This window comes from Marinobacter sp. KMM 10035 (assembly GCF_046537445.1).
GTDB lineage: Bacteria > Pseudomonadota > Gammaproteobacteria > Pseudomonadales > Oleiphilaceae > Marinobacter > Marinobacter sediminicola.
In genome coordinates, this window is record NZ_JBBVMG010000001.1 from 2,268,197 (window position 1) to 2,293,530 (window position 25,334).

Sequence of the window (25,334 nt, forward strand, 5' to 3'; positions counted from 1 at the left end):
AAAAGTCACTTGGCTTGCGCCTAAGTGACTTTTTTCATGTCTGCTTGCAGGAATTGGTAGGACCACCCAGATTCGAACTGGGGACCTCTACCATGTCAAGGTAGCGCTCTAACCAACTGAGCTATGGTCCTATGTTCTGCAACGGGGCGAAATATACTGATTCTAAGCTTTGTGGTCAACCTCTTTAGGAAAGATGGCCAATTCGTTGTGCAGGTAGAATGTGGGGCGATAGGTTTGGGAGGTAATCAGAGGTGTAAAATAAGCCGACGGGATCAGGCGACCCCATCGGCTAAAGGTATCAAGAAGTAGCTGTGAACTTGCTCAGGCGCCTTCTGAATACTAGTCCACCAAGTGCCAAACTCAACAGACCAAGAGTGCCAGGCTCAGGAACATCTTGAGTCGGCAGGCATGCGGGATCAGTCGGGTTCAGGTCACAGAAATCTAGCGTTTCCTGCAACTTCTTGTTGGCGAAATCAGTAACAAAAGCCGTCACAACGCTGGCGTCGTTAGTGTTAAACAGATTCAGGTCGAATACGGTACCACCATGACCAGTTATCAAGCTGCTGTACGAGTTGATGGTGCTCGTTCCTCGCAAAACGCCATTATAAAGCGCGTTGTTGTCGGTGAGGATGCTGTCGAGAACAGAGCTATCTACGTTCGCACCGCCGACAGTTCCATAAAATGAGGAATTGTTCGGGTTGTTCGGCTCATCTGTCAAAATGATGATGTTTTTTACGGCATTAGAACGGAAGGAAAAGAGGTCTGATTGACCGTCGAGCGCGTTTAAAGCGAAGGCTGTCGCCAGATAGCCAGGCTCAGTGCCTCCATTGGTACGCAATCCATTTGCTGCGGTTGAAAAGTCGCCAGCGTTTGCGAAGTCGGTCAGCATGCGTGGCGACACGCCGCGGTCACCATAACCTACCAAACCATACTGGGCATCAACCTGGCCTGTTCCGGTCAGGATACTGGCAAACAATCCAATGTTATTTCTAAGGTTGGTTTGAACATTTCCCATAGACCCCGACTCGTCCACAACGAATACGATGTCACTGAGGATGGGCGCAGCATGAACAGGCGCTGCGACAATTGCGGCTCCGAAGACTAGTCCGGACAGTAATTTTTTTAGTTTCATGATCGTCATCTCTTCCAGATTGAGTGCATAGCAGGCTTCCGGCCGTACATCATGAGATCGGGAAAGCTTGCGTTTGGCTGGATCTCAGCTCAATCAGAACCCTGCATGTTTTGTGCCTACTTTATTGGTTGTCTGTAAAGGGTAATAAAAACAGCAAGTTGGCGTCCTTTCGGGTATCGTTAGGAGATGATTTCGACGAAAAGTGTATGATTTCCTGACGTTGCTTAGACTATGACGGATCAGTAGGTTTTACCCTTTCTAAGTGATGCCCTAAGCGCTTTGCTCAAAGCACTCCACCGGTTAACAATCAGCGCCGCGAAGATTAATCCGCAACCGGCGAGTTGCATCGGCGCCATGGTTTCGCCAAACCAGCCAGCCGCAAACAGCGATACCCATACAGGCTCCAATACCAGAATAACGGCACCATGACTGTGAGTAGACAGGCTTTGGGCATAGGTTTGTACAAGGAAGCGCCCGGCTGTTCCTACAATTGCGCTGGCGAGCACCCACCAGATCAGAAGAGGGGGTGGGTCACTAAAGGTTGGCTGCCAAGGCTCCATCAGCAACGATTCAAGCAGAGTTAGTGCTCCGACGGTTAGCAGTGCGATGGCTGTTAAAGGCAGGGCTGGGATGCGATGCTTTTCGACCGACTCGCCCTTGCGGTTTATAGTCGAGCGCTGATTCGCCGCCCGGGTGTTGAGAGTGAAATACAGAGCGAAAATCGTTGCGGCCACTACAAAGAAAATCTGGCCGGGCTCCGGCTTAAATCCGTTTTGAAGGGACAGCAGAGCGAGCCCCGCGATGGCTACAGGAATGGCCAGCCAGGTACTCGCGGGCTGAACCTCTTTGAAAACCAGCCGCGCAATAATGGGTACGATCACAACGCCAAGGCTCGTTAAAAAGGCCCCTTCACCCATGCTGGTACCGTGAAACAGGCCCATGACCCAAAAGCTCATGGCGATGCCAAACACAAGGCCGACGCCAATTGCACGTTTGAGTTGGTCGGCGCTGAGGTGGGCGAGGGCACGCCATGCGAAGAAAGACAGAAAGCCACCGGCAACCAGAAAGCGCAGTGCCATAAACAGCAGTGGCGGCATGAGGAGAATGGCTTCTTTGGAAAAAATCCAGCTTACGGCGGCAAGCAGGGTGACGGCTACGAGGAGCAAATCAGATTTGTGCGAGTCGGACATGGTGTAGGGAAGCACCAGAGTTTTGGAAGTGGTATTGCCCCACAATGTATAGTTTGCGAAGTAAAAAGGAAAGCGGGCTCGTCCTTGAACCCTGAGGACTATTTAGAGTCGGTGGCTGTTAATTGTTAAGTGTCGTGTAAACAAGTGCAGACATATCGATCTGATCCGAGCCTGGCACCTCTATATATTGGTCTTTGGATCCCCACAGTTTCCACCAGGGGCGCTTATCATAAGTTCTGCTGGCAAAATCAACCTGTAAGCCGTTTAGAGTAGTGTTGTTCACAACCGGTACCGAGATGTTTCCGGTTTCAGAGCCCAGTACGCCGCTATGGCTCACTCTCTCATTCATAAGCACCGGGTAGTGGTTGTAATAGAGGCCGGAAGGGCCATTCTGGGAGCTTACTTTGCCTGCGAGGCTGAGATTGCCAGAGCAGGAATCGATACCCTGCGCAGAGGTGGCGCCGCACGCTGAATGGGTTGGGACAACCCCATCGTCGGTGCCTGAAATAAATGGTTTGGTGATGCCGCCGTAGGAAGAGCCGCCTGCGACGAACCTGAGCCTTGGGATAGAGTTGGGGCTTAGCGCAAGATTTCTTGCGGTGTTGGTCTGCAGATCATTGACTACACCGAGTTTGCCAGGCTCTGGATCTATTCCCGTGAACGCCTGAACCGCGGCGCGCAAAGGCCAGTTATACCAGGTGGGGTTATACGCGAGATTTACGGCCAGGTTAGCTAACTCGGTACCACCCCCTGCGCCAGAGTAATCTATGGAGGCCAGAATTTTCAGCGGAGGCAAACCTTCGTTCTGTAGCCAGCGTGCCTGGTTCTCCAGTAAATAACGTGTAACCAGGTCGCCGGTTGAGTGCGACACGATTATGCAAAAATTGTTGCACAAACCCTGCTGGCTGATTTCACGCATTTGGTCGTAGGCTCTTTGCGCAATGCTGCCTTCTACACGGCCATCGCTGGGCCAGTCAATGCGCGCTTCAGACCGTGACAGCCAAAATGTTCGCCAGTAATCCTCTCCCGCGTCTCTGATCGCCTGTAGATCGGCGGGAGGCGTCGCGAGATCTTCCATCTGGAATCCGTGGACCAGTATAACGTTGTGCCCGGCGATTTGGGCCTGGGCAGTTCCGGCCATCATGCTGCTGGTGAGAGCCGCAGCAAGCGCAATTTTACAGGCATTTCGGTTCTTTTTTATTGTCATGATTGCTCCGTTTGCTTGGTTATTATTTTGCTAACTCAGAACTTGTCAGCCAACTGTTTCAGTAAGGCTGCACGCTGTTCTGATTCGGGATTTACCGCTGGAGTGTCACGAAGATCATCAAGACTCGGCGGCTCAAAGTCATATCCTTCATCGGGACCGTAGGCGTAGTGAGTGCGGTCACCAGGTTTTGCCGGCAGTTGCCTTATCTGCAAGTTGCGCAGTTGGAGTTTTCCATTGAGTGGTTTGTTGGCAAGCACGGTGCCGTGAGCTTTTAGTGAAATGGTGTCTGAAGTGCGGTCAAGCCGTTTCTCGGCTTGAAGCTGGGCGACAGGCTGCTGGCCGTTATAGAGCTGGGCAGACAATGCAAAGAAACCGGGATCTTGCGGCGAAAAGGTAACCGGAATTACAAGGTTGTTGTTACTCAGATAAGAATCCTCAAGCCCTTCAAAGTCTCCTAAGTAAGGCTCAATAGTAAGACTGGAGACGTGCCGGACAGGTTTGCCATCCACCGTCGCCTCTACGAGGAGCCGGTAGTCTCCAGGCTCTTGGTCGGAGCTCAAGCTGCCTTGGTAGTACCCGGTTTGGTCATCCTGCTCCAGAGTTGTGCTGCCTGCAGAATCTCTGGAGTCTGAGTGTTCGAGGCTTGCATCAAGCGAGTAACCCATTACTTGTGGCCCCTGCAGCGATGCGACAACAAGTATGTCCTCGCCTCGAGTAAAACGGAACTTGTCGAGCGTCACAGTAAACTGGCCGCTATTTTCAAGCGGCAGCACCACGGGTTCGTAATGGTTGCCACGATAACCTTTTGCCTGGGCTTCGGTTAAGGGCACCGACCAAGGTGGATAACGAACAGACTGAGCATATTCATCTGATACTTTTGCCAACATAAACTCGACAGGATTGCTTGAGGGTGGCTTTTTCTGAGAGGCGGCCAGTGATGCTAAAGCAGACTTGGCGGAGACAGAGCCCGGGGTTTCGTGTTTGCCTTTGTTTTCTTGAGTCTTTGAGTCCCAGCTAAAAGCAAAGCGGTTTTCCTCCGACAATAGATACCCGGCGCCTATCACTGTGGAGGCAACAGCTAATAAACTTATTGTGAGTGCCTTCGGGAGCATCCATTTGACCTTAAAGGTTGTTGTGTTGTCCGACAGGTCTAGTGCCGGTTAGTCCGTACTGGCTAAAATATAGTCAAGAAGTGCAGGTTCGCCGAGAATTCATGTGACATGCTCCACAAAAGCGTCAAAACCACCGGGACTCATTAATTTCCTATAAAGTTGTATGTAGGTTACATTTCCCTATTAATTTATTTTCCGAACAAACGTGCAGAGGCGAATACCATGCGTTACCTGCAGACATTCAACAGTCGGTTGCGTCAGTTGCGTGAGGCAGAGCGTTTGTCTTCCCGGGATGTGGCCGAGATCTGCGGCGTTGAAGAAGCGCAAGTTTTAAGTTGGGAGGCGTCAGACGCAAGGCAACGCACCTACCCCGACGTATCAGCGTTACTGGATTTCTGTATAAAAACCGAAACGCCCCTGGAGAACATGCTGGATCTCACTGAGCCGGGCGGAGGCGGGCAGCTTGAATTGCCGGGGTTGGCTTTCAGCCACAGCGATGATCTCTCAACAGCATTGAAAGAACTGGAGCGGGAATTAGACCGGGTTCAGATATCTGAGGAAGAGGGTGAACTGCTGCGCCGCTTCCGCAAAACAAGTGCAGAGAACCGGCGCATGATATTGCAGATTCTGGGCGCCTGAGCGCCCTGGAATAATGTGTGGGTTCTGATCCCCATTACTGCTTTTTGTAGATGTTCTCGTAAACGTAGTTTGTCGCTTCTACAAACCCGTCAATGCTTCCGCAATCAAAGCGCTTGCCTTTGAATTTGTAGGCCAGCACGCAGCCATTCTTCGCTTGCTCAAGCAGAGCATCGGTTATCTGGATCTCTCCGTTTTTACCTGCGGGTGTACGCTCAAGAATATCGAAGATGTCTGGAGTGAGGATGTAGCGGCCAATGATCGCCAAATTGCTTGGGGCATCTTCCGGAGCCGGCTTTTCAACCATGTCTGTCACGCGATACAGGCCGTCTTTCATAGACTCGCCAGCAATAACACCGTACTTGTGAGTTTCATCTTCCGGTACTTCCTCAATGGCGACAATGGAGCAGCGGAACTGGTTATAGAGTTTAACCATCTGCGCCAGGACGCCATCTTCGCCTTCATCCGGCCCCACACAAAAGTCATCTGCCAGTACCACAGCAAATGGATTGTCACCGATCAGATTTCGACCACTCAGGATTGCGTGCCCCAGCCCTTTCATCTCAATCTGACGGGTAAATGCGAAGGTATTGTTGTCGATCAACTCGCGAATGGATGACAGCAGATCTTCTTTTCCTGAGCCAGCAATCTGGTGTTCCAACTCATAGCTGATGTCGAAATGGTCCTCAATCGCGCGCTTGCCGCGGCCGGTGACAAAACCGAACTCATGAATGCCGGCTTCTGAGGCTTCTTCAACCCCATACTGCACCAAAGGCTTGTTAACAATTGGCAGAATTTCTTTTGGCATAGCCTTAGTGGCCGGCAGAAAGCGGGTACCGTAACCGGCTACGGGGAAGAGGCACTTTTTGATCATTTGATTCATCCTTTGGTCGGGATTTGCAGCATATCCATAAATTTTGGTGAGTTTACCAAGTTATTTGCATTAGTGGAGAGCGCAGGCGGGATTCATTACATTTTGTAATCGGCGGGTAAGACCGGGATTTTCGATGAGCATGGCGCCGATATCTAACGCAAAGCTTTTAAATGTCGCTATAACCTACTGATTTTGCGTTCATTAAAATTGTAATTTTTGGAAAGCGCCGCTGGATTATCCTGTCCCTTTTTTTTAAAGTAACTCGCCGGATCTTATAAGGATCGTCATTCTCATTTTTCATTGTACTGAGGCTTTTCGTGAGACCCATTCTGCTGACATCCCTGATTTTTGGCCTTGCTGCCGGCCAGGCTTCAGCTGCCAGCGTGAAACCCCAGGCTGAATCCCCCTTGTGGGATCTGTACCCCGCCGACCTTCTGCAATCTGTTACCCAGTATGTTGCCTCGCATGTTGAGTTTTCTGGCGACTCGAACCAAAGCAACGACAGATCCGATGGTCGCCTGAACCTGACCAGCAACAGCCTGATCTGGTCCCAGCACGTGCTTGGCCTTAATTTTAGTGATTCAGTGGCAAGGGAAGGAAGCGCAGAATCTACGACACTGGCGCTGCGCTATTCGTTTCCATTAGCGGGCAGTGATTTTCGGATTGACCTTGAAAACCGAGACTACGCGGGCGCAGTAAATGGTTCCGGGCAACGTTACGACTCGTTCGGAGCGCAACGTAATCTCCGGGTGACCGGCAAGCGAGGCCTCTGGTCCTGGCAAGGGATTGAGGTCGGCAGCTTGTTTTCCCACTCCAGCAGCAAACGCAGTGCCTTTGAAGATGAAGTTTGGATTGAGGACGCCGCTCACAGTCTTTCCAGTGTTGGGCTTCAAGGCCGTGCCTCTCGAAAGTTGATTGGCGGGTTTTATGCAACTACTTCGTTAACCGCCATTGGCGGGTTGGACTCAGAAGAGACGATAGGTGCGTCGGGTTACAGTAGCGATTCCGATGGCTTTCACAAATTAGCGGTGGCGGCATCGCTCAGCAGGGAAGTGTTGAGCTGGAACCTGGGGCTTAACGGGCGATATCAGTTCGCACCTGGAGATTTGCCGTCCTCCGAGTACATGGTCGTGGCAGGCCCCAGCCTCATGAGGGGGTTTAACGGCCAGAGCGTGCGGGTTATTGAAGGAGGTTTGCTGCGGATGAATGCGCGCAGTCCTGGCTACCACTGGCCGTTTGCATCCGAACTTAACTCCTCCATCACGTTTTCCCTGTTACAAGGCTGGGCGCCCTATTCAGAGGCGCAATCAGACCGGTTTGGCAGCACCAGCACGGGCGAAATCTCGCTCCAGCTTTATTCCAGAGATTTCCGTGCAGACTTGAGTGTTGGGCAGATGCTCAATGCCTCCAATACTGCTCTCCTTATGCCTACGAGCCCGGATCTCTCGTTTTCCATTTCAGTCGGTATTTAATTACCCCTTACCAAGATGTCACTTGAAGCCTTCCGTGTAACTGATGCTACATTAATAAGCTGGCTTACAAGGAGTTCTGGTATGACTGGATCACGGCGAACCGGGTTTCTATCTGCACTTGCGATTTTCATGGTGCTATCTGGCAACGCTCAGGCGTTCGGTTTCAAAGATGTCGCAGATAAAGCGCAAGCCTTGGCCCGCGAAAAATATGAGCAGCCAGCTCAAGCACCAGACTTCCTCGTAAATCTTGGCTATTCAGACTACCAGTCTATTCGATTCAAGCCTGACCAAAGCCTTTGGCGATCAGGCAAGTCGCGCTTTCAGGTGATGATGATCCCTCAAGGCAGCTTCTATTCCCATGCGGTCAAACTGAACGTTATCGATAGTGAGGGCGTGCAACCCGTTGGGTTTGATAAAACCCGGTTTGATTATCCCAACGCTGAAATGGCGAAACGCATTCCCGCCGATCTTGGTTACGCCGGGTTCAAACTGACCTACCCGTTGTCGGAGAGCGGCGCACAAAACCAGTTTCTAGTGTTTGGTGGTGCGAGCTACTTCCGTGGCGTGGGGGCAAATCAGAATTTCGGACTTTCAGGGCGTGGAATCGCCATTGACACGGGCCTGCCGTCCGGCGAGCAATTCCCCGCGTTCACTGAATTCTGGATGGAGCGCCCCAAGGCAGATAGCGATGTAATGGTGGTGTATGGCCTGCTTGACGGTGCCAGCCTCACCGGTGCATACCGTTTTGAAATTCATCCAGGGCAGAGCACCCGGATGGACGTTACCGCACAATTGTTTTTCCGGAATGATATTGACCAGCTGGGTCAGGCACCTCTCACATCTATGTTTTTCTATGGAGACAATACGTTGCGTCCGAGGGGAGAGTGGCGCCCACAGGTTCATGATTCGGATGGTTTGCTGATCAATGATGGCGAAACCGGCGAGTGGCTCTGGCGCCCGTTAGTAAACCCGGCAGATCTGCAATTGAGCTATCACCATGTAGAAAAGGTTAACGGCTTTGGCTTGATCCAGCGTGACCGTGAGTTCGACGATTTTCAGGACAACGAAGCCCGTTACGATCGCAGGCCAAGCATGTGGATAAAGCCTGGCGTTGAGAACAGGGAGAGTTGGGGGAAGGGCGAGGTTGTACTTGTCGAAATTCCTTCTGGAGCAGAGTCTAACGATAATATTGTCGCTTTCTTCAAGCCTGCCGAGAAGGTGAAAGCGGGTGAAAGTCGGCGCCTGCAATATTCCGTAACCTTTGGCGATCCAGGCATCACCGGGCAGCCAAATGCGCGCGCTGTGCGCACATTTGTTGGTACAGGCAATACGGATGGGGAATCTGGAGAGGCCTTACGCCTGATTGTTGATTTCGAGGGTGGTGACCTTGCCGAATTGCGACCGGGAGCTGCCGTTGTCAGCCAGGTTAGTGGTGGGGAAGGTGTGGAAGTTCTGGAGCATTTTGTTGAATATGTGGAAGCAACAGATTCATGGCGCCTGTCGGTTCTTGCAAAACCAACCGCAGGAAAACCTCTCACGCTGAGAGGGGGCCTGACTAAGGATGGCAATGCCATTACCGAAACATGGACATACTTACTGGGCCCTAAAACAGATCTTCGGAGCAACGCGCAATAGCTATCGGATAGGCAGAACAGACAGCCATTAACAGGCAAGGAGACAAACATGGAGGATATTTCCTTCCAGCATGTATTCAGCCGTGTGTATAACTATCTGTGCGAGGCCGGTGTTGAAATGACCAGCGAGCGATGCCGCCAGCTACTTCAGCTCATTGACGACGCTGTAGCCGAAGTTGGTTCGGGTGCTAATCAAGCGGTTAAAATCGAGTCATCCCCGGATTCCCGAACTCTCGACGGCCATTGTTTATTGGCAAATGCCATGGACAGGCTGCCCGACTACTTTACTCTTCCTGACGCAAACATCCCCACACCGGTGCCTTCCCTGTGCAGAGGCAGTATCGGGTATCGCAGCCGTGGATGAAACCGCAACGCTAACTCCCCGCAAACACCCATGGCGATTGGTAGCCAATCTTCGCCGCGCCGTTTTGATGCTCTTTGTATTCGGCCAAACAGGTATCGCAAGCTACTACCTGCTTTGGGTTCTGCCCTATCATGGCGGAACGGCACTGGAAATCGGCATGCTGGCATTGTTCGCCATTCTCTATGCATGGATCGCTGTGGGTTTTTGGACGGCCGTGTTCGGGTTTGTAGTCCGGCTGATGGGTGGGGATAGACACTCCATACTCAAGCGCCACACGGATGCCGAATTGGAGCAAACAGCGCTGGCGAAAACCGCCGTGTTGCTTCCGATTTACCATGAGCCTGTGCACTGGACCCTGAGCGGTTTGAAGGCTGTGTACCGGGATATTGAGCGCACGGGCCAGATAGAACATTTCGAGTTTTTTATACTCTCCGATAGCCGTGATCCCGACGTGTGGCTTGAGGAGCAGGTGGCATGGAACAAGCTTGCAAAAGAGCTGGGAGGTGAGGGTCGAATCTTCTATCGCCGGCGACCCGTGAATCTCAACTACAAAAGCGGAAACGTAGCAGATTTTCTTCGTCGCTGGGGTAAGCGATGCAAGTACATGGTAGTGCTGGATGCAGACAGCCTGATGACCGGCAGCACCATCGTTCGCATGGTACAGCTTATGCAGAGAGAACCCGGCGTAGGCATCCTGCAAACCAACCCGAATATCATAAACGGTCAGTCATTGTTCGCTCGCATTCAGCAATTCGCGAACCGCTTTTACTCCACACTGTTTGCCACCGGCCTGGCGGCTATCCAGATGGGAGACGCCGCATTCTGGGGTCATAACGCCATCCTGCGCATAGAACCCTTCATGAAGCATTGCGGCCTGCGCAAGTTGCCAGGCATTGGTATTTTTGGCGGCCCCATCATGAGCCACGATTTTGTTGAAGCGGCCTATATGGGGCGTGCCGGTTACGAAGTCTGGTTGGAGCCGGGATTGAGTGGCAGCTATGAAGAGTCGCCTCCAACGCTAGCAGACGAACTCGCCCGCGATAGCCGATGGGCCAAAGGAAATCTGCAGCACCTTTGGGTCATGCTGCGGGAGCCAGGGTTACGTTTTGCCCACCGAATGGCGTTTCTCAATGGCATCATGGCCTATGTGGCATCACCTTTATGGCTTGGTTTTCTGATTCTTACCACTATCGCTGCCGCTAACATGACCTTGTCGCCCATCGAATACTTTCCAGATGGGCACCAGGGATTGTTTCCGTTGTGGCCGGAATGGCGGCCAGAGTGGGCCCTCGGATTGGCTCTGAGTACCTTGGCTCTGCTGTTTTTTCCAAAATTTCTGGCCATTATTGACGCCGTAGTGCATCGGTTTACCAAGGATTTTGGCGGGTTGTGGCGCCTGTTCTGCAGCGTGATGTTGGAAATCGTTATTTCGGTGCTGTTGGCGCCGCTGCGAATGTGGGCCCACAGCCGTTATGTGGTTTCAGCCTTATTGAATGTGTCCTTGCAGTGGGCGGGGCAGAACCGCACCGAGGAAACCACCTGGAAAGAGGCGTTGATTACCCAGCTCCCGGGCATGGTGCTGGGCGCTGGTTGGTCCGCCTTCGCTTGGAGCTTGGACACTATGTTTTTCCTGTGGTCTTTGCCTGTGGCCTTGCCCTTGATTCTTGCAGCACCTACCGCCGTGTTCCTTAGCCGGAACTCATTAGGGCAGGCTTTGAAGAAACGCCGATTACTGCTTATACCGGAAGAAAACACTGCCATGGCGTTGCTTGAAGACGCCGTTTGGTATCGGGCGCAAGAGCCAGAAAATTCCCCCCTCACACCTCTGGAGCAAGCTGTACTGAGGCTTGATCACAACCGTTTGCATCAGGCGCTGGCATGGAATCACCGGCGAGGTTCCCGTAAGGCGGAGCTGGAATCCTGTGTCGCACGGTGCCTTGAACTGGGCCCTGATGCGCTGTCACGTTCCGAAATGAGTCAGATTGTTCGAGATCGAGAGTCTTTAAAGGTTCTCCATGAGGGTGCCTGGCGAGCATTGCCCGGGAGTTTTTGGGGGCACTCTATCGCTCGGCTGAGCGCTCAAGCGAAAGGCCCGTAACTTCGGCCAGTGCTGGTTGCCCGCGCCCACTCGCAGTTACAGAAGGAGAAACGCTATGGATCGACGCACGCTAATGAAAACCCTGATAGCAGGGCTTGGCGCCAGTGCGCTGCCGCTGACCCCTTTGGTATTTGCGCGGGAGCAAAAGCTGGAAGGCGGTAGCAGTGACAAACCATTCAGCTATGCATGGTTGAAAGGCCACGCCCGTGAGCTTGCCAGCCAGCCCTATGTCTCTCATGAAGGCGAACTGCCCCAGAGCCTTAAGCAGATATCCTGGGACGATTATCAAGCCATCCGGTTTCGTAAAGATCATGCCCTTTGGGCTGACAGTGACTCTGCGTTTCAAGCGCAACTCTTCCATTTGGGGCTGTATTTTCAATCCCCTGTGAAAATCCATGAAGTAATCAACGAAAAGGCCAGGCTACTGCAATACAACCCGGAATATTTTGCCTACGAAGGTAAAGAGCCCCTTGGGGACCTGCCGAGTAATCTGGGTTATGCAGGTTTTCGCCTCCATTATCAAACCGACTTTTCCCGAGATCTTGCCGCTTTTCTTGGCGCCAGTTACTTTCGTGCAGTGGGGTCTGAAATGCAGTACGGCATGTCGGCCCGTGGGTTGGCCATTGATACCGCTATGAACGGTGAAGAAGAGTTTCCCCGGTTCAGTGCCTACTGGCTGGAAAAGCCACAACCAGGCAGCCAGATACTACGAGTGTGGGGTCTACTGGATTCGCCCAGCACCACGGGGGCATACGCCTTTGTTCTTGACCCCGGTCGGAACATGGTGATGGATGTAGACATTGCCCTTTACCCTCGTACCGAAATGAAAAGAGCCGGCATTGCGCCACTGACCAGCATGTATCAGGTGGGTGAAAACAACAGGCGCATGGATTACGACTGGCGCCCGGAAATTCACGATTCAGATGGCTTGGCCATGCTTTCGGGGAGCGGCGAATGGCTCTGGCGGCCCCTCGAAAACCCCGCCCATCTGCGTTTTAACAGCTTCAGCGATAACGACCCCCAAGGCTTTGGCTTGTTGCAGCGGGATCGGAACTTTGATCACTATCAGGATGATGGTGTGTTCTACGAGCGCCGCCCCAGTGTATGGGTGCAGCCGAAAGGCCAGTGGGGCAAGGGAAGTATCGACCTGGTGGAAATTCCCACGGTAGATGAAACCTTCGACAACATCGTGGCGTTTTGGCACCCGGATAAGCCACTAAGACCGAATCAGGAGTACTTGTACGCCTATCGCTTGCATTGGGGTGAGCAGGCTCCTGTTACCCCGAATGAACTTGCAACGGTGCAGGCAACCCGCACGGGCCTTGGCGGTGTGATTGGCCAGAAGCGTGAGTATTTTTCCTGGCGCTTTGCGGTGGATTTTGCTGGCGGCGTGCTGAGTATGCTGGCGGATAACTCAGAGGTAGAGCCGGTTATCACGGTAAGTCGGGGCGAGGTTGAAATTACCTCGGCGCGGCCATTGTCTGCAATCGACGGGTATCGGGCCATGTTCGATCTGGTTCCGGGCGAGTCGGAAGAGCCCGTTAATATACGAATGTATCTACGCTTGGGCGATGAGCCGCTCACGGAAACCTGGGTCTACCAATACACGCCGCCACCGCCTTCAGAGCGAAAGCTGTACTGATAGCTCGGAAATCACAAGTCCACATTACGACGGATTGTTTACAATAGATGTCTTGGATTGTTGACAATCTTTCTTGGTCGGCGTAGATTTCGACACTATCAAGCCCATATTGTCGACAAACTATGCTGGACACTACACCTCAAACCTATACGCGAGCCGATGAAGCCTTTGATTGTCTGCAAACAGCAATCGTAAAAGGAGATCTTGCACCGGGTGACAAAATCGGCGAACTGGATCTTTGCTCCCGCTTCGATCTGACCCGTGGCCCGCTCCGGGAGGCTCTGGGCCGGCTGGAGTCCCGCGGGCTGCTAGTTCGACGCCCCCATGCGGGTGTGCGTGTGGTCTCGTTAAGCGCGACGGAACTGGTGGAGTTGTACCGCATACGGGAAATCATGGAAGGTCTCGCCGCACGTCAGGCTGCGGAACGCATGACCGATCAGGAGATTGCCGATCTACAAGCCACGCTCGACGCTCACGAAACCATGATCGATGAAGCCCACGGGCAGGCGTATTATCAGGCAGAAGGGGATTACGACTTCCATCACCGTATTGCCACTGGCAGCCGGAATGTCAAGCTGGCTCAGATGCTGCTGGGCGATCTTTATTACATGGTGCGAATGTACCGCTACCGCTTAAGCACCTCCGCGGGCCGTCCCCACCGCGCTCTCGGCGAACACCGCCGTATAGTTGAAGCCATTGCCCAGCGCGATGGAGAACTCGCAGAATTTCTGATGAAAAGACATATCAACGCCGCTCGTAAAAATATCGAGAAAAAGATTAAAGAAGGCGTTTTAACTATCTGATAAGAGAGGAATAAGCATGTCGAGCAAACTATCCCCGGGCGCGCGTTTTCGCAAAGCCCTGAACGAGAACAAGCCCCTGCAAATCGTAGGCACCATTAACGCATACGCTGCCATGATGGCTGAACGCGTAGGGCACCAGGCTATCTACTTGTCGGGTGGCGGCGTGGCGAACGCCTCCTACGGCTTGCCGGATTTGGGCATGACCAGCCTGAACGATGTGATAGAAGATGTACGTCGCATCACCGCAGCAACCGATCTGCCGTTGCTGGTGGATATTGATACCGGATGGGGTGGGGCGTTCAATATTGCCCGTACTATCCAGCAGATGGAGCGCGCCGGAGCTGCTGCAGTTCACATTGAAGACCAGGTCGCTCAAAAGCGTTGCGGACACCGCCCGAACAAGGAAATCGTTTCCAAAGAGGAAATGGTTGACCGCATCAAAGCAGCGGCCGATGCCCGTGTTGATAAAGACTTCTTCATCATGGCCCGCACAGATGCCTTCCAGAAAGAAGGCCTGGAAGCCGCCATCGATCGCGCCAAAGCCTGCATTGAAGCCGGTGCGGATGGCATTTTTGCAGAAGCCGTTACCGAACTGGAACACTATAAGGCGTTCTCTGAAGCACTGGGCGACGTGCCCTTGCTGGCGAATATCACTGAATTTGGCGCAACGCCCCTGTACAACCGCAAAGAGCTGGGCGAATCCGGTGCTGCCATGGTTCTGTACCCCCTGAGCGCCTTCCGCGCCATGAACAAAGCGGCGGTTACCGTTTATGAGAACATTCTCGAGAAGGGCGATCAGAAAGACGTAGTTGATCTGATGCAGACCCGTATGGAACTCTACGATTACCTGAACTATCACGACTTTGAACAGAAGCTTGACCAACTGTTCCAGCAGTCAAAATAATTAGAGGAGAGACATCCATGACAGAAGCAAAGAAACTAGGTGGAGCAGGCCTCCGCGGGCAAGTAGCTGGTGAAACCGCATTGTGTACCGTTGGTAAAACCGGAACTGGCCTCACCTATCGTGGTTACGACGTAAGCGATCTGGCAGACAACGCCCAGTTTGAAGAAGTGGCTTATCTGCTGCTGCGCGGCAAGCTGCCGAACCAGCAAGAGCTGGATGCCTATAAGCAGAAGCTCCAAAGCCTGCGTGGATTGCCTGCAGCACTGAAGACCGTTCTGGAGCAAATCCCGAAAGACGCTCACCCCATGGACGTCATGCGTACCGGCGCCTCCATGCTGGGCAACCTGGAAACTGAGAAAGACTTCAGCGAGCAGGACGACAAAATCGACCGCATGCTGGCTCTGTTCCCGGGCATCATCACTTACTGGTACCGCTTCGCCCATGAAGGCGTGCGCATTGAAACCGACAGTGATGTGGATTCCATCGGCGGCCATTTCCTCGAACTGCTCCACGGCAAAAAGCCCAGCGAGCTGCACGAACGTGTGATGAACGTATCCCTGATTCTCTACGCCGAACACGAGTTCAATGCCTCTACCTTCACGGCTCGCGTGTGTGCGTCTACTTTGTCTGATATCCACAGCTGTGTAACCGGCGCCATTGGTACCTTGCGTGGCCCGCTGCACGGTGGCGCTAACGAAGCCGCCATGGAACTTATTCAGCGATTCCAGACGCCAGAGGAAGCCGAAGAAGGCCTGATGGGCATGTTGGCCCGCAAGGAAAAGATCATGGGCTTCGGCCACGCAATCTACAGCGTGTCTGACCCCCGTAACGTGATCATCAAGAAGTGGTCTGAAAAGCTGGCCAAAGAAGTGGGCGATACGGTTCTGTACCCGGTATCCGTGCGCTGTGAAGAAGTAATGTGGCGCGAGAAGAAATTGTTCTGTAACGCCGACTTCTTCCATGCATCGACGTACCACTTCATGGGCATTCCTACAGAGCTGTTCACGCCGATTTTTGTTATGTCCCGCGTATCCGGCTGGACGGCACACGTGAAAGAGCAGCGTGAAAATAACCGGATCATTCGCCCAAGTGCGGATTACACCGGGCCGGAGCATGCTGAGTGGGTGCCGATTGAGAAGCGGGCTTAAACACTGAACACAAGAGTACTCTTAATGAACACCAACTACCGTAAACCCCTACCAGGTACCGACCTGGATTATTTCGATACCCGCCAGGCCGTTGAAGACATTCAAGCCGGCGCGTACGACAAGCTCCCGTACACCTCCAGAATTCTGGCGGAACAGCTGGTGCGTCGCTGCGATCCCGATGCGCTGACTGATTCCCTTAAGCAGTTCATCGAGCGCAAACGTGATCTCGACTTCCCCTGGTACCCGGCTCGCGTGGTTTGCCACGACATCCTGGGCCAGACAGCTCTGGTGGATCTCGCAGGCCTGCGCGACGCCATTGCAGAGAAGGGTGGTGATCCCGCTAAAGTGAATCCTGTTGTGCCAACCCAGTTGATTGTGGATCACTCTCTGGCGGTTGAGCACGCCGGTTTCGAGGAAGACGCGTTCGAGAAGAACCGTGAAATTGAAGACCGCCGCAACGACGACCGCTTTCATTTCATCAACTGGACCAAAAAAGCGTTCAAGAATGTGGATGTTATCCCGCCGGGTAACGGAATCATGCACCAGATCAACCTGGAGAAAATGTCTCCGGTAGTTCAGGCCCGCGCAGATGGCGAAGGCAAGAAGGTAGCTTTTCCAGACACCTGTGTAGGTACAGACAGCCACACGCCAATGGTGGATGCCTTGGGTGTTATATCCGTAGGTGTTGGTGGTCTGGAAGCCGAGAGCGTGATGCTGGGCCGTGCCTCCATGATGCGCCTACCGGATATTGTGGGTGTTGAGCTCACCGGCAAACTGCAGCCAGGCATTACCAGTACCGATATGGTGCTGGCCCTGACTGAATTCCTGCGTACAGAGCGCGTAGTCGGTGCTTATCTCGAATTCTACGGCGAAGGCGCAGACAGCCTGACCATCGGTGACCGTGCAACGATTTCCAACATGACACCGGAATACGGCGCGACGGCTGCCATGTTCTACATCGATGGCCAAACCATCGATTATTTGAAACTGACCGGCCGTGAAGACGAGCAGGTCGCTTTGGTAGAGAAGTTCGCCAAGCACACAGGCCTGTGGGCAGATGCCCTGAAGACAGCCGAGTACGAGCGGGTTCTGAAATTCGATCTTTCTACCGTTGTGCGCACACTGGCAGGCCCCTCCAACCCTCACGCGCACCTTCCAACCTCTGAGCTTGCTGCACGTGGCATTGCCAGTGAGTGGGAGCAGGAAGAAGGCAAAATGCCGGATGGCGCTGTAATCATCGCTGCTATCACCAGCTGCACAAACACCAGTAACCCTCGCAACATGGTTGCTGCCGGCCTGATTGCCCGTAATGCCAATAAATTAGGCCTTACCCGCAAGCCTTGGGTGAAGTCCTCTCTGGCACCGGGTTCTAAAACCGTTGAAATGTACCTCAACGATGCCGGGTTGTTACCTGAGCTGGAAGATCTCGGCTTCGGCGTGGTGGGCTTCGCATGCACCACCTGTAACGGCATGAGCGGCGCGCTGGATCCGGTTATCCAGAAAGAAGTGGTTGATCGCGATTTGTACGCGACGGCAGTGCTCTCCGGTAACCGTAACTTCGATGGCCGGATTCACCCCTACGCCAAGCAGGCATTCCTGGCTTCACCACCTTTGGTGGTTGCTTACGCCATCGCCGGAACCATCCGCTTCGACATCGAGAAAGATGTGCTTGGCTACGATAAGGACGGCAATGCTGTCACCCTGAAAGACATCTGGCCGGATGATGCAGAAATCGACGCCATCGTAAAAGAATCGGTGAAGCCCGAGCAGTTCCGCAGCACCTACATTCCGATGTTCGATGTAACCCAGGAAGCCCACGCCAACATTAGTCCACTGTACGATTGGCGCCCGATGAGTACCTATATTCGTCGCCCGCCATATTGGGAAGGTGGCATGGTTGGTGAGAAGCAGCTGAAAGGTATGCGCCCGCTGGCGGTTCTGCCAGACAACATCACAACGGATCACCTGTCGCCTTCAAACGCGATCATGATGGACAGCGCAGCCGGTGAATACCTGCACAAAATGGGTGTGCCGGAAGTGGACTTCAACTCCTATGCAACCCACCGTGGCGATCACCTGACAGCTCAGCGCGCTACCTTTGCCAACCCGAAACTGTTCAACGAAATGGTGTTGGACGAAAACGGCAAGGTGAAGCAGGGCTCTCTGGCGCGGATCGAACCGGAAGGTAAAGTCACCCGCATGTGGGAAGCCATTGAAACCTACATGGAGCGCAAGCAGCCGCTGATCATCATTGCCGGTGCCGACTATGGTCAGGGCTCCTCCCGTGACTGGGCCGCGAAAGGCGTTGCGCTGGCGGGTGTTGAAGCTATCGCAGCTGAAGGCTTTGAGCGTATTCACCGTACCAACCTGGTGGGTATGGGCGTGATGCCCCTGCAGTTCGAGGAAGGCACTACGCGCAAAACGCTGAAAATTGACGGCACTGAAACCTTTGATGTGGAAGGCAAGCCAGCACCTGGCGGCAAGCTAACGCTGATTATCACCCGCAAAGATGGTAGCTCTGAGAAGGTGCCCGTTCTTTGCAGATTGGATACCGCAGAGGAGTTGCACATCTATTCTGCAGGTGGCGTGTTACAGCGGTTTGCTGAGGACTTTTTGCAGTCTGAAGGTGCGGTTTGAACAATGAGGACAATGAAATGAGTCACGCACCGCAAATCAAAGTCCCCGCCACTTACATCCGTGGCGGCACCAGTAAAGGTGTGTTTTTCCGTTTGGACGATCTCCCCGAGAGGGCCCGTACACCGGGTCCGGCGCGGGATAACCTGTTGCTGCGTGTAATCGGCAGTCCAGACCCCTACCAGAAGCAAACCGACGGTATGGGCGGCGCTACATCCAGCACCAGTAAGACGGTCATCCTGAGCAAAAGCACTCAGCCAGACCACGATGTGGATTACCTGTTCGGCCAGGTAAGCATCGACAAGCCCTTTGTGGATTGGAGCGGCAATTGCGGCAACCTGACTGCTGCTGTCGGCGCTTTTGCGATTAACAGTGGTTTTGTCGCAAAAGACCGCATTCCGGAAAATGGCACGGCGGTGGTGCGCATCTGGCAGGCCAATATCCGCAAGACCATCATTGCCAACGTGCCCATCACCAACGGTGAAGTGCAGGAAACCGGTGATTTCGAGCTGGATGGAGTAACCTTTCCCGCAGCCGAAGTGCAGGTGGAATTCATGGATCCAGCCGATGGCGAAGGCTCCATGTTCCCCACCGGAAACCTGGTGGACGAACTGGAGGTTCCCGGTGTTGGCACCTTGCAAGCCACCATGATCAATGCCGGTATCCCCACGGTGTTTATCAACGCCGACGCTGTCGGCTACAACGGCACGGAACTGCAGGACGACATCAACAGCGATCCCAAAGCCCTGGCGATGTTTGAAAGCATTCGTGCCCATGGCGCTGTGAAGATGGGGCTGATTCAGAATATCGAAGAAGCTGCCGCCCGACAGCACACGCCAAAAGTGGCTTTCGTAGCGCCGCCTGCGGAGTACACGTCGTCCAGTGGCAAGAAGATTGCTGCAGGTGATATCGACGTACTAGTGCGCGCTCTCTCCATGGGCAAGCTACACCACGCCATGATGGGCACAGCCGCAGTGGCTATCGCAACCGCAGCGGCCATTCCCGGAACACTGGTGAACCTGGCCGCAGGCGGCGGTGACCGCACCTCAGTCACCTTTGGTCATCCGTCAGGCACCCTGCAAGTTGGCGCAGAAGCCAAAGAAATAGACGGCCAGTGGACAGCCACCAAGGCCATCATGAGCCGAAGTGCCCGCATCCTGATGGAAGGATGGGTGAGGGTGCCCGGAGATAGCTTCTAACAGTAAGTGAAAAACGGGTAACCGGCTCCTTTCGGTCATTGAGCGCTAAGTTTGCTAGGCTGTAGTAAGCAGACACTCAAATCGAAGGAGCCGGTGCTATGTCAGCCACATTCGATCTCAACGAACGCCCCGATTACGACGAAGCCCTCCAGAAGATCGCCGATTACGTCCTCACCTATGAAGTAACGAGCAAGGAAGCCTGGAACACGGCGCGCCACTGTCTTATGGACACCCTTGGCTGTGGCCTGCTGGCTTTACGCTTTCCGGATTGCACCAAACACCTTGGGCCGATTGTGGAGGGCACGGTTGTTCCCCACGGCGCCCGGGTTCCCGGTACCTCATTCAGGCTCGATCCTGTAAAAGCAGCCTGGGATATCGGCTGTATCGTGCGCTGGCTCGACTATAACGACACCTGGCTGGCGGCGGAATGGGGGCATCCTTCGGATAACCTCGGTGGCATACTGGCTGTAGCGGATCACCTGTCGCAAAAGCGCGTTGCGGAAGGGAAGGCACCGCTCACCATGCGCGACGTTCTCGAAGCCATGGTTATGGCCCACGAAATCCAGGGCGTGCTCGCCTTGGAAAACTCCTTCAATCGCGTGGGTCTGGATCACGTTATATTGGTGAAAGTGGCTTCAACAGCCGTCACCGCGAAGCTCATGGGCGCCACTCGTGAGCAAATGCTGTCTGCGCTCTCCCATGCCTGGGTTGATGGTCAGGCCCTGCGAACATACCGCCACGCACCCAATGCCGGTTCGAGGAAATCCTGGGCTGCCGGTGATGCCACGTCCCGTGCCGTTCGACTTGCAGACATCGCCATGCGCGGGGAAATGGGTATCCCAAGCGCACTGACCGCGCCTCAGTGGGGTTTTTACGATGTGCTATTTAGCAAAACCAACAAAGACCAGGCTTTGAAACCGGAAGACAAGCGCCAGTTTTCGTTACCTCAGGAGTTTGGTTCCTATGTGATGGAAAACATACTTTTCAAAGTATCTTTCCCCGCAGAGTTCCATGCCCAGACGGCAGCCGAAGCCGCGGTAACGCTTCATCCACAGGTTAAAGATCGTCTCGAAGAGATTGACCGAATCGTAATAACCACACACGAATCTGCCATTCGCATCATTTCCAAGGTCGGTAAACTGGCGAATGCTGCAGACAGAGATCACTGCCTGCAATACATGGCAACTGTGCCGCTCATTTTTGGTGATCTGGTGGCTGAGCATTACGAAGACAGCTTCCACGAAGCCAACCCACTCATCGATGAGCTCAGAGACAAGATGGAAATCGTTGAGGATGAGCGCTATACCCGTGAGTATCTTGAGGCAGATAAGCGCTCTATAGCGAATGCCATCCAGGTGTTCTTCAAGGATGGCTCCAGCACGGAAAAAGTGGCTGTGGAATACCCGATAGGTCACCGCAGGCGCAGAGAGGAGAGCATTCCACTTCTATCTGACAAGTTCCGGGCTAATCTGGCAACCCGCTTTCCGGCGCAAAGATGCGAGCAGATCTTCGGCGCCTGCAAAAACCAGAAGAGCCTGGAAAACATCCCGGTTCACGAGTTTGTGGGCATGTTCGTTATCTGATCGGGTCGAACAGCGTCTACTTTCTGCCCGGAGATAGGGGTTTTACATTATCCGGCACTCCAAGGTTTTCCCTGCGGGCAGATTGCTCGTCGGGGAAAATGTTGGCTAGCCTGCTGTCGATGCGCTCCAGTGCTTCCGCCATGCGGACGAGCGCCTGGCCCACACTCGCCAAATCGCCAGAGGTCCCGGTTTGTTCTGGGGTCGCGTGCTCCCGCTTCTTCAGGCCAGTCAACTTCGGCGTGTTCGCAGGCAGATCATCACCCAGCAAATCCTTACGAATGGATTTCAAGTCATGGGGGTCAATAAACGGCCGGTCTTCCGAGTAAGCACACATCATCATGCCGTCACACAGCTTGTTAATCAGACGTGGGATACCCTTGCTCAGCTTGTGAATCTCGCGAACCGTGTCCCCATCAAACAGTTTGTTGCCGCCATGGCCGGAAACCAGAAGCCGGTAATCAATATATTCAGCGGTTTCTTTTGGAGAGAGGCCTTCCAGGTGGAAGAACAGCTTTACCCGCTGGGCCAGCTGCGGGATATCCAGTACGGCCTGTTTGAGTTCTGGCTGGCCCAGGAGAATTACCCGCATTGAGGGCCCGCCCATGCTTTCCATACCGGCCAGCATACGAATATCTTCAAGGTTTTCCCGAGTGAGGTTCTGGGCTTCATCAATGGTCAATACCACCGGTGTACCCGCTTTTGCCATCTGCTCAAGGTAGTCCGAGATCTGGAAAAGCATGGCTACTTTGCTCTCGTCCTCCACCTTCATCCCCGCCTTGCGAAGAATGAGGCCAAACAGATCCTTGGATTCAAGGTTGGTGTAAGAGATGTTGAGCAGCTTCAGATTACCTTCAAGGTTGCGGATGGTCTTTTTCAAAAGGGTTGTCTTGCCAGACCCAATCTCACCGCTGATAACCACAAAGCCCTCAGAACTCCAGATCGCTGAAGACATGTATACATAAGCCCGTGAATGTTGCTGGCTCATGTAAATGAAATCGTCTTCCGGCGTAATACGGAAGGGATGCCTGTGGAGACCGAAAAATTCCAGATACATAGTCAATTCCTGTTCAGCTCATTGCCCTGAATCAGGCGAGGCGGATCATCTGATCGCTGCGCAGCAGGGTTTTGTCTGGTTCGTAGGCATTATAGCTTTCACTCACAGTTCCGAATCGGAAATCCCCAAGCAAGCGCTCAAGGCGACCGTAACACTGGTCCAGATTAGTATAATGTCGGAAGCGGGAAAACCAGCTTGCGTTATCGTAACGTGGCTGGTCCGGGTCTATTTCCCAAGGGTGCAGGTAAAACATTTGCGGTCGCGCCCCAAAACCGGACGCATTGCGAAACAGATACCGGAATACCGGGTAAGGGAACTGGCGAAAATAACCGCCCCCCGCCGCGGGAATGGAAAGCCCCATGATGTGCGCCGTGGTTAACGGGAACTCACGGATGATCGCCCCGCTGGCGGTTTGGATAGAGTAGGGTGCGGTTGGAGAATCGGGGATGCCGTAATTATCATGCCGAATCGGGAAAATACTCGAATCCCAGGTAAATCCTGCTTCGCTTAATATATCCAGCGCCCAGAGAGACTCACGGGTAATGGAATAGCTTGCAGCGCGGTAACCGTCAACAGATTTGCCAGTGATGTCTTCCAAGAGTGCTTTGGAGCGAACCGTTTCTTCCCGGAACACATCTTGAGTCTGGTTGTAGATGAGTTGGTGGCTGTACCCGTGGGAGGCGATTTCGTGGCCATGGTCGGACAATGTTCGAATCAGGCCAGGAAATCGTTCGGCAACCCAGCCAAGCACAAAAAAGGTCGCCTTCACATCGTGCTTTTCAAACAGCGCCAGCAGCCGTTCGGTGTTCTGCTCCACCCGGGAGGGTAGCGAGCCCCATTGCTCTGGGCGGATCACACCAGAAAGAGCCGCAACGTGGAAGTAATCTTCTACGTCTATGCTCATGGCGTGCAAAGGTTGGGGTCTATCCTGACTTGGCATGGGTGCTCCTTTCCAGTGGTACCAATAAAAAACAGTACCTAGGCCTTAATTTTCACTCACTGCCCGCGCAAATACAATTCTTGATGCAAGTAAAGTCTGCTTGCAACGAAAAACAATGTAAAACTGTGTAACCAAAAGATACAATGTGTTGAGATTACTTGCTGGCCAGCGCAAAATGGGCCACTAAATTAAAAAGGAACCAGTGGAAAGGGTGTCGCTCAAAGCTAAGTGAGCGTGATCTGCTGGAGAATTTGATGTTGGTCTGGCGCAGGTTGTTGTGCAGACGACAAGGAAGTTCGGCGTGACGTATATACGGTTCAGAAAACACTATCTTCATATTCCCTATCTCGCGCTTGCTGCGCTGGAATTTATCGTTCTTTATGCGATTTTTTCCTCTCTGGGATTGCTGCTCTCCATTGCGGGGGTCGGTTACCCATCGGTTGACACAAATATCCTTTCAGCGAGCCTGTTCGCTCTGATCCTGAGTTGCGGAACCCTTGCCATGGGCGGCTACCTTGCCATGGTTCATGAAAGCTTTTCAGCCCTGTTTTTTCGCACCCTGGTTGCCTATTGCTTTGTCGGCGGAATCGGCCTGAAAGTGCTTTACCTAATCGTACCAACGGCAAACCCCGGCAGCACAAATCTGTTTTGGGCGGTTATTTGCGCATCATTGGTTGTCATTATTTTGCGGCTGACGTTTTTACGAGTGGTGGATTCGGAGACGCTGGTGCGCCGTGTAGTGATCTTCGGGGCTGGTGATTTTGCAGCCAATCTTCTTGATGAGTACGAGCGCAATATGCGCGCATTGGGCGTGCGAATCATCGGCTGTATTTCGGATAATCCGAACGGAGCGGTCGATGCCGACAAATTATTGCCTACGCCTTACGATTTCTACCAGTTCTGTCGGCAAAACAAAGTGTCGGAAATAGTTATCGCGCAACAAGAGCGCCGCCGTAATGAGGGCGGATGGCTTCCTGTTCCGGATCTGATGGAGTGCAAACTTCGCGGTATTGCCATTACCAACGGCATAGATTTTTACGAGCGGGAGCTGAAGAAAGCCAAGCTCGATATGGTTCACCCATCATGGATTGTGTTTTCCGAAGGGTTTAAGGCATCAAAGTCACGTGCTTTTGCAAAACGATCTTTGGATCTGTTGATCAGCCTCACGCTTCTCGCCGTCATGATACCGTTTATTATTCTTACCGCGATTGCCGTATTTTTGGAAACCGGCCGGCCTATCCTCTACAGCCAGAACCGTGTAGGTATGCTGGGTAAGGAATTTCGAATCTACAAGTTTCGGAGCATGCGGCAAGATGCCGAGAAAGATGGCAAAGCCCAGTGGGCGTCAGCGAATGATAACCGAGTTACCCGGGTAGGTGCGTTCATACGCAACACGCGCCTGGATGAATTGCCGCAGATCTATAACGTGATCAAAGGTGAAATGAGCATCGTTGGGCCACGCCCGGAAAGGCCAGAGTTTGTCTCTGAACTGAAAGAGAAAATTCCGTTTTACGATACCCGACATTATGTAAAGCCTGGCCTGATGGGCTGGGCGCAACTTAAATATCCCTATGGTGCATCCGTTGAAGACGCCCGGGGTAAGCTGGAGTACGATCTTTACTACTCCAAAAATCATAGCCTTTTGATGGATTTTCTGATCATGATCCAAACAGTGGAAGTGATCCTCCTGGGTAAAGGCGTACGGTAA

At 53.3% G+C, this 25,334-nt stretch carries 20 protein-coding genes and 1 tRNA gene; 13 read left to right on the forward strand and 8 right to left on the reverse strand.

Going from position 1 to position 25,334, the window contains the following annotated elements; all coding sequences use genetic code 11:
* Window positions 1-54 precede the first annotated feature (54 nt).
* From AADB16_RS10185 to AADB16_RS10205, 5 genes are all read right to left on the reverse strand, one after another.
* Window positions 55-131, reverse strand: a tRNA-Val gene (locus tag AADB16_RS10185).
* 167 nt (window positions 132-298) lie between these two features.
* Window positions 299-1,132 (reverse strand): vWA domain-containing protein, encoded by an 834-nt coding sequence (locus AADB16_RS10190; RefSeq protein ID WP_410803024.1) that lies wholly within the window; start codon window positions 1,130-1,132, stop codon window positions 299-301.
* 239 nt (window positions 1,133-1,371) lie between these two features.
* Window positions 1,372-2,322 carry a DMT family transporter gene (locus tag AADB16_RS10195; RefSeq protein ID WP_410803026.1) on the reverse strand — a complete coding sequence of 317 codons (951 nt, stop codon included), beginning with the start codon at window positions 2,320-2,322 and terminating at the stop codon, window positions 1,372-1,374.
* Window positions 2,323-2,440: 118 nt separating this feature from the next.
* On the reverse strand, window positions 2,441-3,529 hold the full coding sequence (locus tag AADB16_RS10200) for a hypothetical protein (protein ID WP_410803028.1): 1,089 nt from the start codon (window positions 3,527-3,529) through the stop codon (window positions 2,441-2,443).
* Window positions 3,530-3,564: 35 nt separating this feature from the next.
* Window positions 3,565-4,572 carry a hypothetical protein gene (locus tag AADB16_RS10205; RefSeq protein WP_410803030.1) on the reverse strand — a complete coding sequence of 336 codons (1,008 nt, stop codon included), beginning with the start codon at window positions 4,570-4,572 and terminating at the stop codon, window positions 3,565-3,567.
* Window positions 4,573-4,863: 291 nt separating this feature from the next.
* Here AADB16_RS10205 and AADB16_RS10210 point away from each other — a divergent pair, with 291 nt between their 5' ends.
* A complete protein-coding gene (locus tag AADB16_RS10210; RefSeq protein WP_309043315.1) occupies window positions 4,864-5,280 on the forward strand; it encodes a helix-turn-helix transcriptional regulator in 417 nt (138 codons plus the stop codon).
* A 34-nt stretch (window positions 5,281-5,314) separates the two neighbouring features.
* Here AADB16_RS10210 and galU read toward each other — a convergent pair whose 3' ends face one another.
* Window positions 5,315-6,151 carry a UTP--glucose-1-phosphate uridylyltransferase GalU gene (gene galU, locus AADB16_RS10215; RefSeq protein ID WP_309043316.1) on the reverse strand — a complete coding sequence of 279 codons (837 nt, stop codon included), beginning with the start codon at window positions 6,149-6,151 and terminating at the stop codon, window positions 5,315-5,317.
* A 317-nt stretch (window positions 6,152-6,468) separates the two neighbouring features.
* Here galU and AADB16_RS10220 point away from each other — a divergent pair, with 317 nt between their 5' ends.
* The 11 genes from AADB16_RS10220 to prpD all read left to right on the forward strand — a co-directional run bounded on the left by AADB16_RS10220 (window position 6,469) and on the right by prpD (window position 21,632).
* On the forward strand, window positions 6,469-7,623 hold the full coding sequence (locus AADB16_RS10220; protein ID WP_410803032.1) for a ShlB/FhaC/HecB family hemolysin secretion/activation protein: 1,155 nt from the start codon (window positions 6,469-6,471) through the stop codon (window positions 7,621-7,623).
* An 81-nt stretch (window positions 7,624-7,704) separates the two neighbouring features.
* Window positions 7,705-9,258 (forward strand): glucan biosynthesis protein G, encoded by a 1,554-nt coding sequence (locus tag AADB16_RS10225; protein ID WP_410803034.1) that lies wholly within the window; start codon window positions 7,705-7,707, stop codon window positions 9,256-9,258.
* Between the two features lie 48 nt (window positions 9,259-9,306).
* Window positions 9,307-9,621: a hypothetical protein gene (locus AADB16_RS10230; protein ID WP_309043319.1), complete on the forward strand. Its 315-nt coding sequence runs from the start codon at window positions 9,307-9,309 to the stop codon at window positions 9,619-9,621.
* Window positions 9,614-11,719: a glucans biosynthesis glucosyltransferase MdoH gene (mdoH, locus tag AADB16_RS10235; protein WP_410803036.1), complete on the forward strand. Its 2,106-nt coding sequence runs from the start codon at window positions 9,614-9,616 to the stop codon at window positions 11,717-11,719. Before AADB16_RS10230 ends, mdoH begins: the two co-directional genes overlap by 8 nt.
* A gap of 55 nt (window positions 11,720-11,774) precedes the next feature.
* On the forward strand, window positions 11,775-13,361 hold the full coding sequence (locus tag AADB16_RS10240) for a glucan biosynthesis protein (RefSeq protein WP_410803038.1): 1,587 nt from the start codon (window positions 11,775-11,777) through the stop codon (window positions 13,359-13,361).
* A 122-nt stretch (window positions 13,362-13,483) separates the two neighbouring features.
* On the forward strand, window positions 13,484-14,164 hold the full coding sequence (locus AADB16_RS10245; RefSeq protein WP_410803040.1) for a GntR family transcriptional regulator: 681 nt from the start codon (window positions 13,484-13,486) through the stop codon (window positions 14,162-14,164).
* 16 nt (window positions 14,165-14,180) lie between these two features.
* On the forward strand, window positions 14,181-15,068 hold the full coding sequence (gene prpB, locus AADB16_RS10250; RefSeq protein ID WP_410803042.1) for a methylisocitrate lyase: 888 nt from the start codon (window positions 14,181-14,183) through the stop codon (window positions 15,066-15,068).
* Window positions 15,069-15,085: 17 nt separating this feature from the next.
* Window positions 15,086-16,216: a 2-methylcitrate synthase gene (gene prpC, locus AADB16_RS10255; RefSeq protein ID WP_410803044.1), complete on the forward strand. Its 1,131-nt coding sequence runs from the start codon at window positions 15,086-15,088 to the stop codon at window positions 16,214-16,216.
* Window positions 16,217-16,240: 24 nt separating this feature from the next.
* Window positions 16,241-18,853 (forward strand): Fe/S-dependent 2-methylisocitrate dehydratase AcnD, encoded by a 2,613-nt coding sequence (gene acnD, locus AADB16_RS10260; RefSeq protein WP_309043325.1) that lies wholly within the window; start codon window positions 16,241-16,243, stop codon window positions 18,851-18,853.
* A 17-nt stretch (window positions 18,854-18,870) separates the two neighbouring features.
* Window positions 18,871-20,049: a 2-methylaconitate cis-trans isomerase PrpF gene (gene prpF / locus AADB16_RS10265; protein WP_410803046.1), complete on the forward strand. Its 1,179-nt coding sequence runs from the start codon at window positions 18,871-18,873 to the stop codon at window positions 20,047-20,049.
* Between the two features lie 98 nt (window positions 20,050-20,147).
* Window positions 20,148-21,632: a 2-methylcitrate dehydratase gene (gene prpD, locus AADB16_RS10270; protein WP_410803048.1), complete on the forward strand. Its 1,485-nt coding sequence runs from the start codon at window positions 20,148-20,150 to the stop codon at window positions 21,630-21,632.
* A 16-nt stretch (window positions 21,633-21,648) separates the two neighbouring features.
* On the opposite strand, the gene AADB16_RS10275 is transcribed toward prpD, so the two are convergent.
* Window positions 21,649-22,686, reverse strand: a complete 1,038-nt coding sequence (locus AADB16_RS10275) for an ExeA family protein (RefSeq protein ID WP_410803050.1) — start codon at window positions 22,684-22,686, stop codon at window positions 21,649-21,651.
* Between the two features lie 31 nt (window positions 22,687-22,717).
* Entirely contained in the window at window positions 22,718-23,626 is a 909-nt protein-coding gene (locus AADB16_RS10280) for an XrtA system polysaccharide deacetylase (RefSeq protein ID WP_410803052.1), read from the reverse strand.
* Window positions 23,627-23,927: 301 nt separating this feature from the next.
* Between AADB16_RS10280 and AADB16_RS10285 the strand changes: the two genes are divergently transcribed.
* Entirely contained in the window at window positions 23,928-25,334 is a 1,407-nt protein-coding gene (locus AADB16_RS10285; RefSeq protein WP_410803054.1) for a TIGR03013 family XrtA/PEP-CTERM system glycosyltransferase, read from the forward strand.

Bases quoted from the DNA above. Each gene is read 5' to 3' on its own strand.
- AADB16_RS10190 (WP_410803024.1), bottom strand. From the start codon at position 1,132: ATGAAACTAAAAAAATTACTGTCCGGACTAGTCTTCGGAGCCGCAATT.
- AADB16_RS10195 (WP_410803026.1), bottom strand. From the start codon at position 2,322: ATGTCCGACTCGCACAAATCTGATTTGCTCCTCGTAGCCGTCACCCTG.
- AADB16_RS10200 (WP_410803028.1), bottom strand. From the start codon at position 3,529: ATGACAATAAAAAAGAACCGAAATGCCTGTAAAATTGCGCTTGCTGCG.
- AADB16_RS10210 (WP_309043315.1), top strand. From the start codon at position 4,864: ATGCGTTACCTGCAGACATTCAACAGTCGGTTGCGTCAGTTGCGTGAG.
- galU (WP_309043316.1), bottom strand. From the start codon at position 6,151: ATGATCAAAAAGTGCCTCTTCCCCGTAGCCGGTTACGGTACCCGCTTT.
- AADB16_RS10225 (WP_410803034.1), top strand. From the start codon at position 7,705: ATGACTGGATCACGGCGAACCGGGTTTCTATCTGCACTTGCGATTTTC.
- AADB16_RS10230 (WP_309043319.1), top strand. From the start codon at position 9,307: ATGGAGGATATTTCCTTCCAGCATGTATTCAGCCGTGTGTATAACTAT.
- AADB16_RS10240 (WP_410803038.1), top strand. From the start codon at position 11,775: ATGGATCGACGCACGCTAATGAAAACCCTGATAGCAGGGCTTGGCGCC.
- AADB16_RS10245 (WP_410803040.1), top strand. From the start codon at position 13,484: ATGCTGGACACTACACCTCAAACCTATACGCGAGCCGATGAAGCCTTT.
- prpB (WP_410803042.1), top strand. From the start codon at position 14,181: ATGTCGAGCAAACTATCCCCGGGCGCGCGTTTTCGCAAAGCCCTGAAC.
- prpC (WP_410803044.1), top strand. From the start codon at position 15,086: ATGACAGAAGCAAAGAAACTAGGTGGAGCAGGCCTCCGCGGGCAAGTA.
- acnD (WP_309043325.1), top strand. From the start codon at position 16,241: ATGAACACCAACTACCGTAAACCCCTACCAGGTACCGACCTGGATTAT.
- prpF (WP_410803046.1), top strand. From the start codon at position 18,871: ATGAGTCACGCACCGCAAATCAAAGTCCCCGCCACTTACATCCGTGGC.
- prpD (WP_410803048.1), top strand. From the start codon at position 20,148: ATGTCAGCCACATTCGATCTCAACGAACGCCCCGATTACGACGAAGCC.
- AADB16_RS10275 (WP_410803050.1), bottom strand. From the start codon at position 22,686: ATGTATCTGGAATTTTTCGGTCTCCACAGGCATCCCTTCCGTATTACG.
- AADB16_RS10280 (WP_410803052.1), bottom strand. From the start codon at position 23,626: ATGCCAAGTCAGGATAGACCCCAACCTTTGCACGCCATGAGCATAGAC.